Source organism: Type-E symbiont of Plautia stali (genome assembly GCF_059731115.1).
Genome location: NZ_AP035907.1, coordinates 280412 through 294693 on the forward strand (window position 1 = coordinate 280412; position 14282 = coordinate 294693).

Consider the following 14282-nt stretch of genomic DNA (forward strand, 5'->3'; position numbering starts at 1 on the left):
ACATCATAGCAAAAATTCTTAACACTCAAAGCGATGTCGCGGTGCTATGTTACTTCACTGCATCACAAAACAAACGGCGAGGAAATGAATGCATTGGGAGTCTGAAAGGCTGCTGTATCGGCCGATTGAGCGCACGGATTTGCAGGCGCTTTTTCGCATCTATGGCGATGCACGAACACATCAATTCAACCCACGCGGGCCTTATCCAAGCCTTGAACATGCGCGAGAAGTGTTATTACGCAGAATCAAAGACCGCGCTATTCATGGTTTCGATGACTGGGTCATCATGGAGAAAAGCAATCCGCAACATGTGATTGGTTTCGGTGGCGTATTCGTCAGCGAATTCAACGGGCGCAGAACCAACAATCTGGGTTACCGTTTTGAACCGGATGCCTGGGGAAAAGGCTATGCGACAGAACTCGCGCATTGCGCTATCCGCCACGGTTTTGAAGATCTAAAACTGAAAGAAATTGTCGGTGTGGTGAGAGAAAACCACACCGCATCACGCCGCGTACTGGAAAAGGTCGGGATGACTTTCCTCGAAAGGGTGTTTAATCCGCAAGATCCGCCCGCCAGTTTGATGTTCACCATCACACGCCAACAATGGAGAGAAAGAAATGGAACAGGTGATTAGAAAACTCACTGCAGAGGATTACGCACAGTGGAAATCGCTGTGGTTGGGCTATCTCGACTTTTATGTCAGTGAGGTCACGGAAGAAGTCACCAATACGACATTTCAACGATTGGTTGCGGAAGGCGAACCGATGCATTGTCTGGTGGCGGAGGAGCAGGGCAAATTGACTGGGCTGGTGCATTTTATTTGCCATCGCAGCACCTGGACCCAGGGTGACTATTGTTACCTGCAGGATCTGTTCGTCAGCCCAGACGGGCGTAAACAAGGTACGGGTCGCGCGTTAATCGCAGCGGTGAATGCTGCCGCTGAGGCGTTGAACTGCTCGAAAGTGTATTGGATGACGCGCGAGAATAATTACCGAGCCCGGGCACTGTATGATCAGGTCGCGACGAAGACGGATTTTGTGCAATATCGTGTTGCACCCTAATCAGCAATTTCACTCACACCGCTTGTCAATTCTTCCTACCATCCTGTACCATTTGGGAATCGATCATTTCCTAAATGGTATTTCCCCTACCGCAAACTCAAATCTTGATACGAGAACGCGGCCAACCATGCCAGCCCAGGAACGATTATGATTTCGACCTATCCAACCAAAAATTTGACCAATTAGGAAGTAACCATTTCCAATTTTAGGAGTAACGGATGAATGCCTCAGAATTAAAAATAACATCGCGCTGGTCACAACCTGTCACCAACCTGCCTGATTTTTCCCATCATTACGCCACCGTAGACGGTGTTCGCATCCACTACGTTAGCGGCGGCAACCCACAAGGTGAAACCCTGGTGCTGTTAGCCGGGTTCCCACAAAGCTGGTTTGCGTGGCGCAAGGTAATGGCTCTGCTTGGCGATCGTTACTTCATTATCGCGCCCGATCTCCCCGGTCAGGGTGATTCCGATAAGCCTTACAGCGGCTATGACACCACTTCTCTGGCAGAAAAAGTACAGGGCCTGCTGCTGCAACTGAACATCCATCACTACTATCTTGCGGCGCATGATGTCGGTGCGTGGGTGGCCTGGCCGTTTGCCCTGCGTTATGCCAATCAGATAAAAAAACTGGCACTGCTTGATGCCGGCATTCCGGGCGTCACCTTGCCGGATGCGCTGCCTGCCACGCCCGATAAGGCCTGGAAAACCTGGCATTTCGCCTTCCATCTGCTGCCGGATCTGCCTGAAGCCTTAATTGCCGGGCGCGAAGAGATCTATCTGGATTGGTTCCTGAAACGCAAAGCCGTCAGCCCAATGGTTTTTGACGCGGAAGATATGGCGGAATATGTGCGCTTGTTGCAACAGAACGGGGCATTGCGCGCAGGCATGGCGGCCTATCGCGAAGTGAGCGCCTCGGCGGAACAAAACCGTGCATGGCTGCATGATAACGGCAAACTGACGGTGCCGTTGCTGGCGGTCAGTGCCGATCAGGGTTCGATCCCCGATATGGCGATTCCGTTTCAGGAGTTTGCGGCTGAGGTTTCAGGCATCAAAATCGCGCACTGCGGTCACTTCATCCCGGATGAGCAACCGCAGGCGCTGGCTGAAGCACTGCGCGAGTTTTTTAGTTAGTTGCGCAGACTGGCGATCTCCACACGTTGACCACTGGCAGATGAGCGCACCATCGCTTCAATGATCTGCTGATTCTCCAGGCCAAAGCGGAAATCCGGGAAACAACCGGCTTCGCTGCTGAGGCCTTTAATCAGGTCGTAAATTTCGATCACTTTCACATCGAAGTATCCCAGGCCACCGCCAGCGAAATCGAAGCCAAAGAAGCCTCCAAACTGCTCGACCTGAGAACCGGCATAAATGGTTTTAAAGCCGCGATCGTGTTTCGCATCGCCATAACGTGCAATCTTCAGTTCGTTAAAGCGCTCACCGTCCATGATGATGGTGCCTTCGGTGCCCGAGATTTCCCAGGCAATGCCGAACACTTTTCCTGCGGAGATGCGTGAAGATTCAATCACGCCACCGGCGCGGTTCTCGAAAGTGACGAGCGCCTGGAACTGATCGTCGTTTTCCACTTTCAAACGCGCCGCCTGTTTATCTGCCTGGGCCCCATAGCCTGAACCACCACCTGCAGCAGGACGCGTGTCAATAAACAGCTGCTCCTGTCCTACCACGCTCTTGATCGGCCCCATCAAATATTGCGCCACGCTCACCACGTGTGAGCCTAAGTCACCGAGTGAGCCAGACCCGGCCTGTTCGCGCGAGCAACGCCAACTCCATGGCAGCTCGGGATCGTTGAAAAATCCCTGATCGAACCAGCCACGGAAGCGTGTCGGTGTGCCGATGTCACCGCGATCGATCATCTGCTTCGCCAACTGCGCTGCCGGCGTTTTGATGTTATTGAACGCCATGATGGTTTTCACACCTGCTCGCTCAGCTTCCTGGGTCAGGGTTTGCGCTTCCTGCAACGAAACGGTGAGCGGCTTTTCGCAGTAGACGTGTTTACCTGCACGAATCGCGGCCAGCGCCATGTCGAAGTGCATGCTATTAGGCGTGGTGATATCAACAATATCGATTTCAGGGTTGTTCACCAGCGACTGCCAGTCCGCCGTGCTGTGTTGAAAGCCGTAGCGTCGAGCCGCTTCTTCGGCCAGTGCGGGCGTGACATCTGCCAGCGTATGCAGAACGGGTTGCAGCGCCAGGTTACGATACAGTAAACTCGCGCGGCGCCATGCATCGGCATGTGCCTGGCCCATAAAGCCTGAACCGATCAGGCCAACATTCAGTGTTTTTCCAGCCATCAGCGGCTCCTTAAGCGTTTGCAGGTAAAATGTGTTGGGCAACAAAACGTTGTGCGCGAGTCACGGTCTCCAATGGGGGCGCTTTCGCCGGATCCTGCTCGGCTTCCACCACCATCCAGCCCTGATAACCGCTGCGAGCGATAAACTCTGCCAGCGGTCGATAATCAATGCCGCCGTCGCCTGGCACGGTAAACATCCCTGCGAGCACGGCTTCGTTGAAAGTCATACCGCTGGCTCGCACCTGTTGCAGGCGATCCAACCGCACATCTTTTAGATGGATGTGGCAAATGCGGTCAGCGAATTCCTCAATAAGTTGCGTATAGGAGAATCCGGCAGCGGTGGCGTGACCGGTATCCAGTAACAGGCCAACGGCGGGCGAACAGGCATTTAACAGCGCACGAATTTCCGGCAGCGTTTCGGCCACCATCATGAGATGGTGGTGATAGGCGAGGCGTAAACCGTATCGATCAAACAGGGCTTCGGCAAAGTGGGAAAGGCGATCGGCATAGTCGGCGACCTGACTCTCCGGCAACAAACGTCGGGTGCTCAGTGGCACATCCAGCGCGTTGTCAGCCATCCAGCCGCATTCGCCGTACACCATCACGTTGGCGCCATTTTCCTGCAGCAGGGCGGCATGGTTGTGCACCGCATCCAGCTCCTGCTCAACGCTGCGTTCGGTGAGAAATCCGTCATGCCAGCCTGACACCAGTTGCAGTTGATGTTGTGCCAACAGCTGCTTCAATGCACCCGGTTCACGCGGGAATATGCGACTTAGCTCGACGCCCTGAAATCCGGCCTGTTTCGCTTCTTTCAAACAGTGTTCGGCCGAGGTCCCTGCGCCGAGGTATTGCAGCACTTCATTGACCCAGGAGAGTGGGCTGACGCCGAGTTGAGGTGCGGGGTGACCTGTGCGATAAAACGCTTCTTTGATCATCGGTTATATCCTGTAGGGGAGATAGCGATGAAATTAGCGGATGCGATGTGCAGCGGCGAGCGGTTATTTGACGTAAAACCATCAAAATTTGCAGGCTAAACGTCAAAAAAATATTGATGTGATTTTGGATGGAAATTGATGGGTTAACAGGGAGATAGGAATGCAAGTCAATAGAGGTGGCCCTTAGAAGGCCACCCATCAGGACTCAGAACGACAGGGTGACGCCAGCGTAATAGGCGCGGCCCGGTTCGTTGTAAGTTGAAGCACCTTCATCTTCACGATAAATGCGCTTATCAAACAGGTTGTTAATACCCGCATTAGCACGCAAATTTTTAGTGATGTCGTAATTGAGGTTCAAGCCGACGATGGAATATGGCTTGATTTCACGTTGTGAAAGACCTCCAGGTCTTCCCTCAATAACTGTTTCTGCATTTTGGCGCGGTTTTTGGCGGCCATACTGCGTCCAGTTGATATTGGCGCTAAGGCTATCAGTTGCTTGCCACTCTAATTGTGAGTTGATAGTAAATTCAGGAATGACCGATAGAGGATTTCCGGTCTTCTTACTTTCTGAACGGAACATGTAAGTCGCATTAGACCGCCACTCAAGTGTGTCCGCAATCAATGGAATAGTCAGGTTCCCTTCCAGCCCCTCTACAATGGCTTTGCCTCCATTCTCCCACTGAAGCACGTTGTAAGTACCATTGGTGTAGACAACATCAGTACCGGATACAATTTTGTTTTTGTAATCGTTACGGAAGTAGGTGATACCAGCGACATAACCCGCGTGGTTAAACTCTAGTCCCACTTCTTTATTGACGCTCACTTCAGGATCGAGATTGTCATTCCCTAATAAATAACATTGGGATAGGCCAATTGGGCAGCCATTGCCACGTGTTGATAGTAGGTAGCCGGGAGTTGATTGATATAAGTTAGGCGCCTTGAATGCCCTCGCAATACCCGCTTTGAGCGTAAAATAGTCGCCCAATCCTTGCGAAATATTCAGGCTTGGACTCCAGTTAGCACCAAAAGCATCATGATAATCAAAGCGTAAACCCGGAATAATTTCAGTGCTGTCAGTGGCGGCAATATTATCTTCAAAATAAAGAGAACTTATCGTGGCGGAGTTAGTACTGCTGCGCTGAGACGGATCGCCTGAACTACCTGGCAAGTAAAGGTTTGTACTTGCAGATTGCATTGACGCAGGGTCATTAAGCTCATCGTGGTTCCATTCCGCTCCCAACGTCACGGTTTGGTCCACCAATAATTCCAGTGGGAAGTTTATTTCTCCGCCAGCACGATAACTTTCCAGACGACTGGTCGAATAAACATTACTGTTAATCATCCCTTCAACACTTCCGGCAGTGCCTTCTTTCAAGCGAGTGTTATTGGTCTTCTCGTAGTTGAAATTAAGTTTGGATGTGCCCCAATCCCAGATACCGTTATGAGTGACGCCATAGCTCTGACGATATAAGCGGTTTGTTTCACTGCCGTACAGAGATTCAACTAAACCACCTGCACTGCTATTTCCATTGCTGTTCTGCGTGTCGCCCGCATAGATATTGCCCTGACGGCTATAGCCGTAGGAGAAATCAACGATCTGAGTAGGGGTGATTTTCCATGACAGTACACCGTTAATATCTTTATTACGTACCCCTTCCCGTCCCGCAGCATAAGAGCCGTTTTGAGCGGTATTGATATCATAAGCATCCGCATCGGTGCGGTTGATATTGCCATACAAACGCATGGTTAATGCATCGCCAGCCAGTGGGCCACTCAAATTGAAGTTGGCGCGACGCGTGTCACCCTCTTTACTGTTTTCGGGCTGATTGGTGAACAGTGACAGCGATCCATGCCAGTCATTGGTCGGGCGCTTTGTGATGATGTTCACCACGCCGCCAGCCGCACCGGAACCGTAACGCGCGGCGGCTGGGCCGCGAATCACTTCAATACGTTCTACCATCTCCGCGGGCACCCAGTTGGTATCACCACGCGAGTCACGTTCGCCGCGCCAGCTGTAACGCACGGAGTTACGCGAACTGACCGGCACGCCATCTATCAGGATTAAGGTGTTTTCCGGGCCCATGCCGCGAATATCAATCTGACGGTTGTTACCACGACTACCGCTGGCCCCGTTACCGGTCAGGTTGACGCCCGGCATTTTGCGGATGATATCGGAGAGGTCGTTAACCGGTGGACTTTTCTTAATGTCCTCAGCGGTAATGGTGGAAACGCCAGGCTGTTGTTTCAGACCCTGTTCTGCAGTGACGATCATCGATTCATCGTCAGCCAGTTTTTCCGTGGGTTCTGCGGCATAAGCAGGTGAGGTGAGCAAGGCTGCCACAATCAGTGCAAGAGGGCGCTTCCTGACATACAAAGTTACATTCACTTAAATCTTCTCCCTGAAGTATTAACATATGTAAGCAAATGCGCATGATAATGAGAATGTTTCTCATTGTATATGCGACAAACCGGCGTCTCCTTTTTTTCTCCATGATTGGTGCTAAATGCGGGGGAAACGTGAAGAAACGTAAAGCCAGAGTGACGTTTGTGCTTAAAAAACGTTGCGGAGGAAAAGCGTTCATCAAACTGTCATCAATTCCTTGCAAATCAGTAGACTAAAATCAGTGATAACGCACAGTAACTACATGGGAATCCGTTTAGCTTCGAGCCTGCACCAAAAAGGGTGCCTGGGACTCTCATAAATCAAGGAGAAAGTGTGCGCCAGATCATACAAACCTTTACATTCCTGTTACTGATTTCGTTCACTATTTCTGTTGCCAGAGCCGCCGATAAGATGGATTTCTGGCTGCAACCTCAACATGGCGGCAACAGTTTTAATCGCATTCCACCCAATACTGCTTATTTCAATGCTCTCCACACTTACGGTGCCTCTTGGGTGCGGCTCTCCTGGGATAAATGGCCCACCAAACAGCGTGATTTTCTGCTGGGCAGTGCGGATCGCTACCAGGGATTAGTGGCGGAAGATGTCGCCACTTTGAGAAATGTGCTGGATAACGCTGAGGCAGCAGGGTTGAAAGTGGTGATTACGCCGCTTTCCTTACCCGGCATGCGATGGTCACAAAATAACGGCGGACAGTTCGACGACCGGCTGTGGCAAGACAACGCTTTCTGGCAGCAAAGTGCCCGTTATTGGCGTGACCTTGCGGCTGCATTGCAAGACCACCCTGCAGTAGCGGCATACAACATCATTAATGAACCCGCACCGGAGAAAATGGGTGGTCTGGACGAACATGCGTCTGCCGCAACCATGAAAAGCTGGTATCTGCAGCACAAGGGTACCGCGCGGGATTTACCGGAGTTTTACCGCACCGTGATTGCGGCGATTCGCGAAGTCGATCAGCAGACGCCGGTGATGGTCGACAGTGGCTGGTACGCTGCCGCCGATGCCTTCACGTATTGGCCACAGCCGCTCGAAGATAAACGGGTGTTATATAGCGTGCACATGTATGAGCCTTATTCCGCCACCAGTGCACCGAATGCCAAACGCAAAGCGCCCTGGCCTTACCCGGGTAAAGTCCCGTTTGCGGGATTGCAGCAACAGTGGGATGCACAACGCGTGGCAGAATATTTAGCGCTGCCGTTTGAGTGGGCGAAAGCGCGCGGCGTGGCTCGCCATCAAATGGTGGTAGGGGAGTTCGGTTGTGTGCGCACCTTGCCAGGCTGCACACAATATCTGGAGGATGTATTAACGGTATTGGATCAGCAGCAGGCACATTGGGCGTTCTACAGCTTCCGTGAAGACAGCTGGGATGGTATGGATTACGAACTGGGCGACAAGAAAGTGTCGTGGCAATACTGGCAGGCAGCCGAGCAGAATTTACCCGATATCGTTCCACGCCATGCGACTAAAGAGTTTGAGCCTATACGCAAACGCTTAGAACAATAATGTCTTGGTAAGAAGAATACGTTCATAAGCCATGGCAAAAGCAGGCTGCCGAATACCTGACTAAATCTGAATACCTCACCTGAAACCGCGCCATCGCTGGCGCGGTCATCCCCGGCACCACGGGCACTACGTTCTATTCCCGAATTATGGCAATAGATATCCGTTTTTCGCATTTGTGATCGCTGCACATCTTACTGAGAATGGCTCCGGGACGTTCAGAGGATGAAAATTTCTTTCCGCCGTAAGGTGAGAAAGAAGAAAAATACATCGCTACCTCAACGCCTTTTCCCTACAGGGAAACATTTATATATATCAGGAGAAGGTTCCAGTGAAACTCGCCAAAGGTATCACCTTGCTTGCACTTGCATTGAGTGCGCACACCGCGTTTGCCGCCGATCAATCCGTCCCAACTGACAGCTCACTCCATGTTAAGGCCGACCCGGCACTGAAAAGCTTGCTGCCGGCGGATGTGGTTAAGCGCGGCTACATCGTGGCAGGAACCAACCCAAACACGCCGCCGACCACCTTCTATAAAGAAGACAACAAAACCCTGGCCGGACGTGAAATTGACGTGATGAACGCCGTGGGCGAACGCTTAGGGATCCAGGTCCAGTGGCGTGACACCGGCGGTTTCGACAACATCATTCCCGGCCTGAAAACCGGTCGTTACGATGTTGCGCTCTCGAACATTAATGCCACCGCGACCCGCGCCAAAATTATCGATTTCGTGAGCTATTACGATGCCAGCCTGTTGGGCATTATCTCGCGCAAAGATGCCAATGTGGCACCGTTCAAAACCCTGGACGCCGTGTGCGGCCTGGAAGTTGGCGCAGGTTCAGGCACTACGCAGGTGACGCGTCTGGAAGAAGCCAGCAAAGCCTGTGAAGCAGCGGGTAAAAAGCCGATCAAAGTATCCGTATTCCCGGATCGTCCAGCCGGTGTTCAGGCTGTCGTCAGCGGTCGCGTGCCGATGTTCCTTGGCCCGTACGAAGGTCTGCTGTGGCAGGCGAAAGTGATTAAACCTATCACCCTGAGCGGCGAAATCACCGTGCATGACGCGCCTGTTTCTGTGGCTTTCCCGAAAGATTCTGCGCTTGAGCCTGCGGTGCAAGCGGCACTTAACTCGCTGATCAAAGATGGTAGCTACCAGAAGATCCTCGACAACTGGGGCATCGGTTTTGGCGCGGTTAAAGAATCCAAACGTAACCAGGAAATCTTTCAATGAGTGATGTACGTGACCACACCGATGATTTGAAAATTGTCGGCAAACGTTACTACGGACGCTGGCTGAGTGCGCTGGTGGTGCTGTTGTGCGTCGTGGCAATGGCGCACTCGATGATTAACAATCCACGCTTCGAATGGAGCGTGATTGCGGAAAATTTCACCGGCGAATCGATCTTGCAGGGCGTATTAATGACGCTGCAACTGACGGCGATTTCGGTGGTGCTGGGCTTTGCGTTTGGTACGGTGCTGGCGCTGATGCGCCTCTCATCCAACCCCGTGCTGGTGGGCGTGAGTTGGTTCTATACCTGGTTCTTCCGGGGTGTGCCGATGCTGGTGCAGCTGTTCCTGTGGTACAACATTGCCGCACTTTATCCGACGATTTCACTCTCAATCCCAGGCCTGGGCGAGCTGTGGAGCACCCAATCTAATGCGCTGGTGAGTCCATTCAGTGCGGCGGTGATCGCGCTGGTGATGCATCAGTCTGCCTATGCCGCTGAAATTGTGCGTGCCGGTATCCAAAGCGTAGGAAACGGACAACTGGAAGCCGCACGTGCGCTGGGTTACCGCCCCGCGCAGATTTTCCGACACACGGTGTTGCCACAGGCGATGCGCGCCATCATGCCACCTGCTGGTAATGAAATTATCGGTCAGTTGAAAACCACTGCCGTCGTGTCAGTCATTTCGCTGCAGGATGTGCTGTTCTCCGCGCAGATCATTTATCAGCGTACTTATGAAGTGATTCCGCTGCTGCTGGTGGCGACGCTGTGGTATCTGCTGATGACCTCGGTACTGTCGATTGGTCAGTTCTACGTTGAACGCTATTTTGGTCGTGGCGTTACGCGTCGTGAAAAACGCAGTCTGTTTAAATCCTTGCCGGGCTTTAGCGCGCAAAAACCTGAAAGGAGCGTAAGCAATGGCTGAAGCGATCGCCTTACGTAAAGTCACTAAACGCTTCTCTGGCGTCACGATTCTGGATGAAGTGAATCTGGATATTCCCGCTGGTTCGGTGACGGTGATCCTCGGGCCTTCTGGTTCGGGGAAATCCACCTTGCTGCGCTGCATTAACCACCTGGAAAAGCTGGATGGCGGCACCATTCGGATTGGTGGCGAAATCATTGGCTACAAACAAAAAGGCCAGGCGCTGCATGAGTTAAGCAGCAGTGAGATTGCGCGTCAGCGTGCGCAAATTGGCATGGTGTTCCAGCAGTTCAACCTGTTCCCGCATCGCACGGTGTTACAGAACATCGTTGATGCACCGATGCGCGTGAAAAAACAGAACCGCCAACAGGCGACCAGCAAAGCGCTGTCACTGCTTAAGCAGGTGGGGCTGGCAGGGCGCGAAGAGGAGTGGCCGCAGAATCTTTCCGGCGGACAGCAACAGCGTGTGGCCATTGCGCGCGCGCTGGCGATGGACCCGGGTGTGATGCTGTTCGATGAGCCGACATCGGCACTGGATCCAGAACTGGTGGGCGAAGTGTTGCAAGTGATTAAGCAACTGGCGCACTCCGGCATCACCATGGTAATTGTGACGCACGAGATTGGTTTCGCGCGCGAGGTTGCCGACAACATTGTCTTTATGGAAGACGGCAAAATCGTGGCAGCTGGACCCACTCAACAAGTCCTCGACGACCCGGAAAACGGGCGCGTAAGAAACTTTATTGCAACGGTGCTCTAAGCACCGTTTTTCATTTTTGACAGCCAGGAACAGTGATGACGCAAAAACCGGTAATACACAGCGCCCACTGGGGCGCTTTTCATGCCCAGCAATCGGGCGACCAGCTCACTATCGAACCCTTTAAAGGCGATCCCGATCCCAGCCCGCTGCTGCAAAATTTCCGCACCGCTTTAAATCATCCGGCACGCGTCTCGCGCCCGATGGTGCGTCGTGGCTGGCTGGAAGAGGGCCCCGGCCCCGATCAGCGCCGTGGCAATGACGAATACGTTGCTGTTAGCTGGGAGCAGGCTTACGAACTGGTCTCGCGTGAATTGAAGCGCGTGGGCGACACTCATGGCCCGGAAGGCATTTTTGGCGGTTCTTATGGCTGGTCGAGTGCCGGGCGATTTCATCATGCGCAAAGCCAGGTACACCGATTCCTGAACACCACGCTGGGCGGCTATGTGCGTTCGGTAAACAGCTACAGTTCGGGCTCTGCTTCGGTGCTGCTGCCACATATCGTCGGCGACATGAACGAGATTGCGCGACGTGGCGTGAGTTGGGAAGAGATTGCCCAGCACAGTAAAATTGTTATCGCCTTTGGTGGTCTGGCGCTGAAAAACTCGCAGGTGGCGAGCGGTGGATTAAGTGAACACACCGAGCGCGGTTTTATGCATCAGGCCGCGCAACGCGGCACACGTTTTATCTCAGTAAGCCCATTGAAAAGCGATCTGCCCGACGAAGCCAAAGGGGAGTGGCTGGCCTTGCGTCCAGGCACCGATGCCGCTTTTATTCTCGGTGTTCTGTCCGTATTGATTGAAGAACAGCTGACGGATGAAGCCTTCCTGAGTCGCTACACCGTGGGTTGGCCGGAAATGGTTGCCTATATCCGTGGTGAAGAGGATGGCACACCGCGTGATGCCGCCTGGGCAGCAGAGATCTGCGGCGTCAGCGCGGCATTTATCACTGATTTTGCCCGCCAGCTACCCGGTAAACGCGTGCTGGTGACCGTTGCGCATGCGCTGCAACGTTCGGAACACGGTGAACAACCCGTGTGGCTCGGGCTGGTGCTGGCCGCCGCGCTGGGCCAACCGGGTTTACCGGGCGGCGGTTATACCTATGCGCTGGGTGCGTTGGGTCACTACGGTAAGCATCACAACCTGGTGAGTTTCCCGGCTTTGCCGCAGGGTAAGAATGGCATCGATCGTCTCATCCCGGTGGCGCGTATTTCGGACATGTTGCTCAATCCTGGCAAACCGTTCGACTACAACGGCCGTCGTTTAACCTATCCACATATCCGTCTGGCTTACTGGGCGGGCGGTAATCCGTTCCACCACCATCAGGATTTAGCGCGACTCCGTCAGGCATTTTGCCAGCTGGATACGCTGATTGTGCATGAGATTGCGTGGACGGCCAGTGCACGCCATGCCGATATCGTGTTGCCCGCGACCATGACACTGGAGCGAGAAGATATCGGCGGTGCGCCAACCGATCGCCATCTGTTTGCTATGCAGCCGGTCGCGCAACCGCACGGCGAAGCCAAAGACGATTACGCCATTTTTGCTGAGCTGGCGCGCAGGCTGGGACATGAAGAGGCGTTTACCGAAGGTCGCGATACGCGTGGCTGGCTGAAACACCATTACGCGCAATTGCAGCAAAAGCTGGCAACGCATCAGGTCGACATTCCCGATTTTGAACAGTTCTGGCAGCAGGGCGTGCTGGAATTGCCGCAGCTCAAAGACGGTGGACGGATGATGAACGCCTTCCGTGCCGATCCGGATGCTTCACCACTGCCAACACCGAGCGGAAAAATCGAAATCTATTCGGCGACGATTGCCAGCTTCGATTATGAAAACTGTCCGGGACATCCAGTGTGGCGAGAGCCGCAGCAAAAGCCCGATGCCGACCATCCGTTCTGGCTGATCGCTAACCAGCCCGCGACGCGTCTGCACAGTCAGTTGGATTTTGGTGATTACAGCCTGAGCGGCAAACGTGATGGGCGTGAAGTGTGCAGCCTGAATTCGGATGATGCGGCATCTTTGGGTATTCAAGATGGCGAGATTATTGAGCTTTATAACCAACGTGGTCACGTACTCGCCAGCGCGCGTGTGACCGACACGGTGATGCCGGGCGTGGTGCAGTTGCCGACGGGTGCCTGGTACGATCCCGTCGATCCCACCGCGCTGCGGCCGTTATGCCGTCACGGCAACCCGAATGTGCTGACGCTGGATATTGGCACCTCGTCGTTGACTCAAGGCTGCAGTGGCCAAATCACCGTAGTGCAGGTGCGTAAATACACCGGGGAACTGACGCCGGTGCAGGCATTCATCCCGCCGCAAAGTTAGCGTTCTCAATGGGCGGCCGCATGGCCGCCCCAGAACATTAATCTTCTAACTGCAACCACATTACGCGCAGACGATGCCCATCAGGATCGATAGCCGTGAAGGTGTAGCCAAAATCCATCTCGGTCGGAGACTGTACAATGGTGATCTCACGGAACGCGCCCCATTCGTTGTAGAGGAAATCGACGTCGGCTTTGTGCTGCACTTTAAAAGTGATTTCACCGTTGGCCGTAAAATGTTGCGTCTCCACCGGCGGTTGAACGGTATATTTCGACCACAAACCCAGTTTGAATCCATTCTCAAAAACAAACATCGCAAAAGTGGGCGCGACGTTAATTGGCTTGATATCAAACAGCGATGCATAAAAGTCGGCACTCTTCACAACGTTGGGAACGTAAAGAATGGTCATATCAGCAGTGAACATGGTTTTTTCTCCTTGTGTGTTTACCGCTGTAGATTACGAGAGAGCTGTGACAGAAACTGTCAGGAGTGTGGTGTAAACTTTTAGTCGCACTCGCGCTCAATATCCTGATAATGCACGCAGGTTTTATTTTTATTGAACGCTGTAAATGGAGAGATGAAATGGTCAATGACTACTTTGCACCACCCCCAATGGGCATGACGCCGGAACAACACAAGCGGACCATCGCTGTGGCGGCCGCTTTAACTGTGGCGAAGGAATCCGTCAGTGCCTCAACCTCCGCCAGCGGTTCAAAAGCGTCATGGGATCTTCAGGCGGTTGCTAATGAGATCTCCAACCTGGCGGATGCGATTCAGGACGCGCTCGAGCCAGAAGACCAGATTTAACCGCAGGTGACTGCACACATGACGGCTGTTTTGGCCGTCTTG

The 14282-nt window shown here is 53.2% G+C and carries 13 protein-coding genes; 9 read left to right on the forward strand and 4 right to left on the reverse strand.

Features of this window, described 5'->3' with window-relative positions; all coding sequences use genetic code 11:
* Positions 1–88 precede the first annotated feature (88 nt).
* The 3 genes from AC6I8L_RS21225 (at position 89) to AC6I8L_RS21235 (ending at position 2194) form a co-directional block, all read left to right on the forward strand.
* On the forward strand, positions 89–634 hold the full coding sequence (locus AC6I8L_RS21225) for a GNAT family N-acetyltransferase (RefSeq protein ID WP_058961760.1): 546 nt from the start codon (positions 89–91) through the stop codon (positions 632–634).
* Positions 618–1061, forward strand: a complete 444-nt coding sequence (locus tag AC6I8L_RS21230) for a GNAT family N-acetyltransferase (protein ID WP_058961759.1) — start codon at positions 618–620, stop codon at positions 1059–1061. The genes AC6I8L_RS21225 and AC6I8L_RS21230 overlap by 17 nt, the downstream gene beginning before the upstream one ends.
* A 218-nt stretch (positions 1062–1279) precedes the next feature.
* A complete protein-coding gene (locus AC6I8L_RS21235) occupies positions 1280–2194 on the forward strand; it encodes an alpha/beta fold hydrolase (protein ID WP_479400037.1) in 915 nt (304 codons plus the stop codon).
* Here the strand turns inward: AC6I8L_RS21235 and AC6I8L_RS21240 are convergent.
* The 3 genes from AC6I8L_RS21240 to AC6I8L_RS21250 all read right to left on the reverse strand — a co-directional run bounded on the left by AC6I8L_RS21240 (position 2191) and on the right by AC6I8L_RS21250 (position 6680).
* Positions 2191–3372, reverse strand: coding sequence for a Gfo/Idh/MocA family protein (locus AC6I8L_RS21240; protein WP_058961758.1), 1182 nt, complete (start codon positions 3370–3372; stop codon positions 2191–2193). The genes AC6I8L_RS21235 and AC6I8L_RS21240 overlap by 4 nt on opposite strands.
* A 10-nt stretch (positions 3373–3382) precedes the next feature.
* Positions 3383–4306, reverse strand: a complete 924-nt coding sequence (gene iolE / locus AC6I8L_RS21245) for a myo-inosose-2 dehydratase (protein ID WP_058961757.1) — start codon at positions 4304–4306, stop codon at positions 3383–3385.
* Between the two features lie 205 nt (positions 4307–4511).
* Positions 4512–6680 carry a TonB-dependent siderophore receptor gene (locus AC6I8L_RS21250; protein ID WP_201785690.1) on the reverse strand — a complete coding sequence of 723 codons (2169 nt, stop codon included), beginning with the start codon at positions 6678–6680 and terminating at the stop codon, positions 4512–4514.
* A 420-nt stretch (positions 6681–7100) separates the two neighbouring features.
* Here AC6I8L_RS21250 and AC6I8L_RS21255 point away from each other — a divergent pair, with 420 nt between their 5' ends.
* The 5 genes from AC6I8L_RS21255 to AC6I8L_RS21275 all read left to right on the forward strand — a co-directional run bounded on the left by AC6I8L_RS21255 (position 7101) and on the right by AC6I8L_RS21275 (position 13436).
* Positions 7101–8213, forward strand: coding sequence for a cellulase family glycosylhydrolase (locus AC6I8L_RS21255; RefSeq protein ID WP_082678146.1), 1113 nt, complete (start codon positions 7101–7103; stop codon positions 8211–8213).
* Positions 8214–8541: 328 nt separating this feature from the next.
* Positions 8542–9438 carry an ABC transporter substrate-binding protein gene (locus AC6I8L_RS21260; protein ID WP_058961755.1) on the forward strand — a complete coding sequence of 299 codons (897 nt, stop codon included), beginning with the start codon at positions 8542–8544 and terminating at the stop codon, positions 9436–9438.
* A complete protein-coding gene (locus AC6I8L_RS21265; RefSeq protein ID WP_034827514.1) occupies positions 9435–10358 on the forward strand; it encodes an amino acid ABC transporter permease in 924 nt (307 codons plus the stop codon). Before AC6I8L_RS21260 ends, AC6I8L_RS21265 begins: the two co-directional genes overlap by 4 nt.
* Positions 10351–11112: an amino acid ABC transporter ATP-binding protein gene (locus AC6I8L_RS21270; RefSeq protein ID WP_058961754.1), complete on the forward strand. Its 762-nt coding sequence runs from the start codon at positions 10351–10353 to the stop codon at positions 11110–11112. Before AC6I8L_RS21265 ends, AC6I8L_RS21270 begins: the two co-directional genes overlap by 8 nt.
* 35 nt (positions 11113–11147) lie before the next feature.
* Positions 11148–13436 (forward strand): molybdopterin-dependent oxidoreductase, encoded by a 2289-nt coding sequence (locus AC6I8L_RS21275; RefSeq protein ID WP_058961753.1) that lies wholly within the window; start codon positions 11148–11150, stop codon positions 13434–13436.
* Between the two features lie 37 nt (positions 13437–13473).
* Here the strand turns inward: AC6I8L_RS21275 and AC6I8L_RS21280 are convergent, their stop codons facing one another.
* A complete protein-coding gene (locus AC6I8L_RS21280; protein WP_058961752.1) occupies positions 13474–13857 on the reverse strand; it encodes a VOC family protein in 384 nt (127 codons plus the stop codon).
* Between the two features lie 158 nt (positions 13858–14015).
* Between AC6I8L_RS21280 and AC6I8L_RS21285 the strand changes: the two genes are divergently transcribed.
* Positions 14016–14240 (forward strand): hypothetical protein, encoded by a 225-nt coding sequence (locus tag AC6I8L_RS21285; RefSeq protein ID WP_058961751.1) that lies wholly within the window; start codon positions 14016–14018, stop codon positions 14238–14240.
* The last annotated feature ends 42 nt before the right edge of the window (positions 14241–14282 follow it).

Bases quoted from the DNA above. Each gene is read 5' to 3' on its own strand.
- AC6I8L_RS21225 (WP_058961760.1), top strand. From the start codon at position 89: ATGCATTGGGAGTCTGAAAGGCTGCTGTATCGGCCGATTGAGCGCACG.
- AC6I8L_RS21230 (WP_058961759.1), top strand. From the start codon at position 618: ATGGAACAGGTGATTAGAAAACTCACTGCAGAGGATTACGCACAGTGG.
- AC6I8L_RS21235 (WP_479400037.1), top strand. From the start codon at position 1,280: ATGAATGCCTCAGAATTAAAAATAACATCGCGCTGGTCACAACCTGTC.
- AC6I8L_RS21240 (WP_058961758.1), bottom strand. From the start codon at position 3,372: ATGGCTGGAAAAACACTGAATGTTGGCCTGATCGGTTCAGGCTTTATG.
- iolE (WP_058961757.1), bottom strand. From the start codon at position 4,306: ATGATCAAAGAAGCGTTTTATCGCACAGGTCACCCCGCACCTCAACTC.
- AC6I8L_RS21255 (WP_082678146.1), top strand. From the start codon at position 7,101: ATGGATTTCTGGCTGCAACCTCAACATGGCGGCAACAGTTTTAATCGC.
- AC6I8L_RS21265 (WP_034827514.1), top strand. From the start codon at position 9,435: ATGAGTGATGTACGTGACCACACCGATGATTTGAAAATTGTCGGCAAA.
- AC6I8L_RS21270 (WP_058961754.1), top strand. From the start codon at position 10,351: ATGGCTGAAGCGATCGCCTTACGTAAAGTCACTAAACGCTTCTCTGGC.
- AC6I8L_RS21275 (WP_058961753.1), top strand. From the start codon at position 11,148: ATGACGCAAAAACCGGTAATACACAGCGCCCACTGGGGCGCTTTTCAT.
- AC6I8L_RS21280 (WP_058961752.1), bottom strand. From the start codon at position 13,857: ATGTTCACTGCTGATATGACCATTCTTTACGTTCCCAACGTTGTGAAG.
- AC6I8L_RS21285 (WP_058961751.1), top strand. From the start codon at position 14,016: ATGGTCAATGACTACTTTGCACCACCCCCAATGGGCATGACGCCGGAA.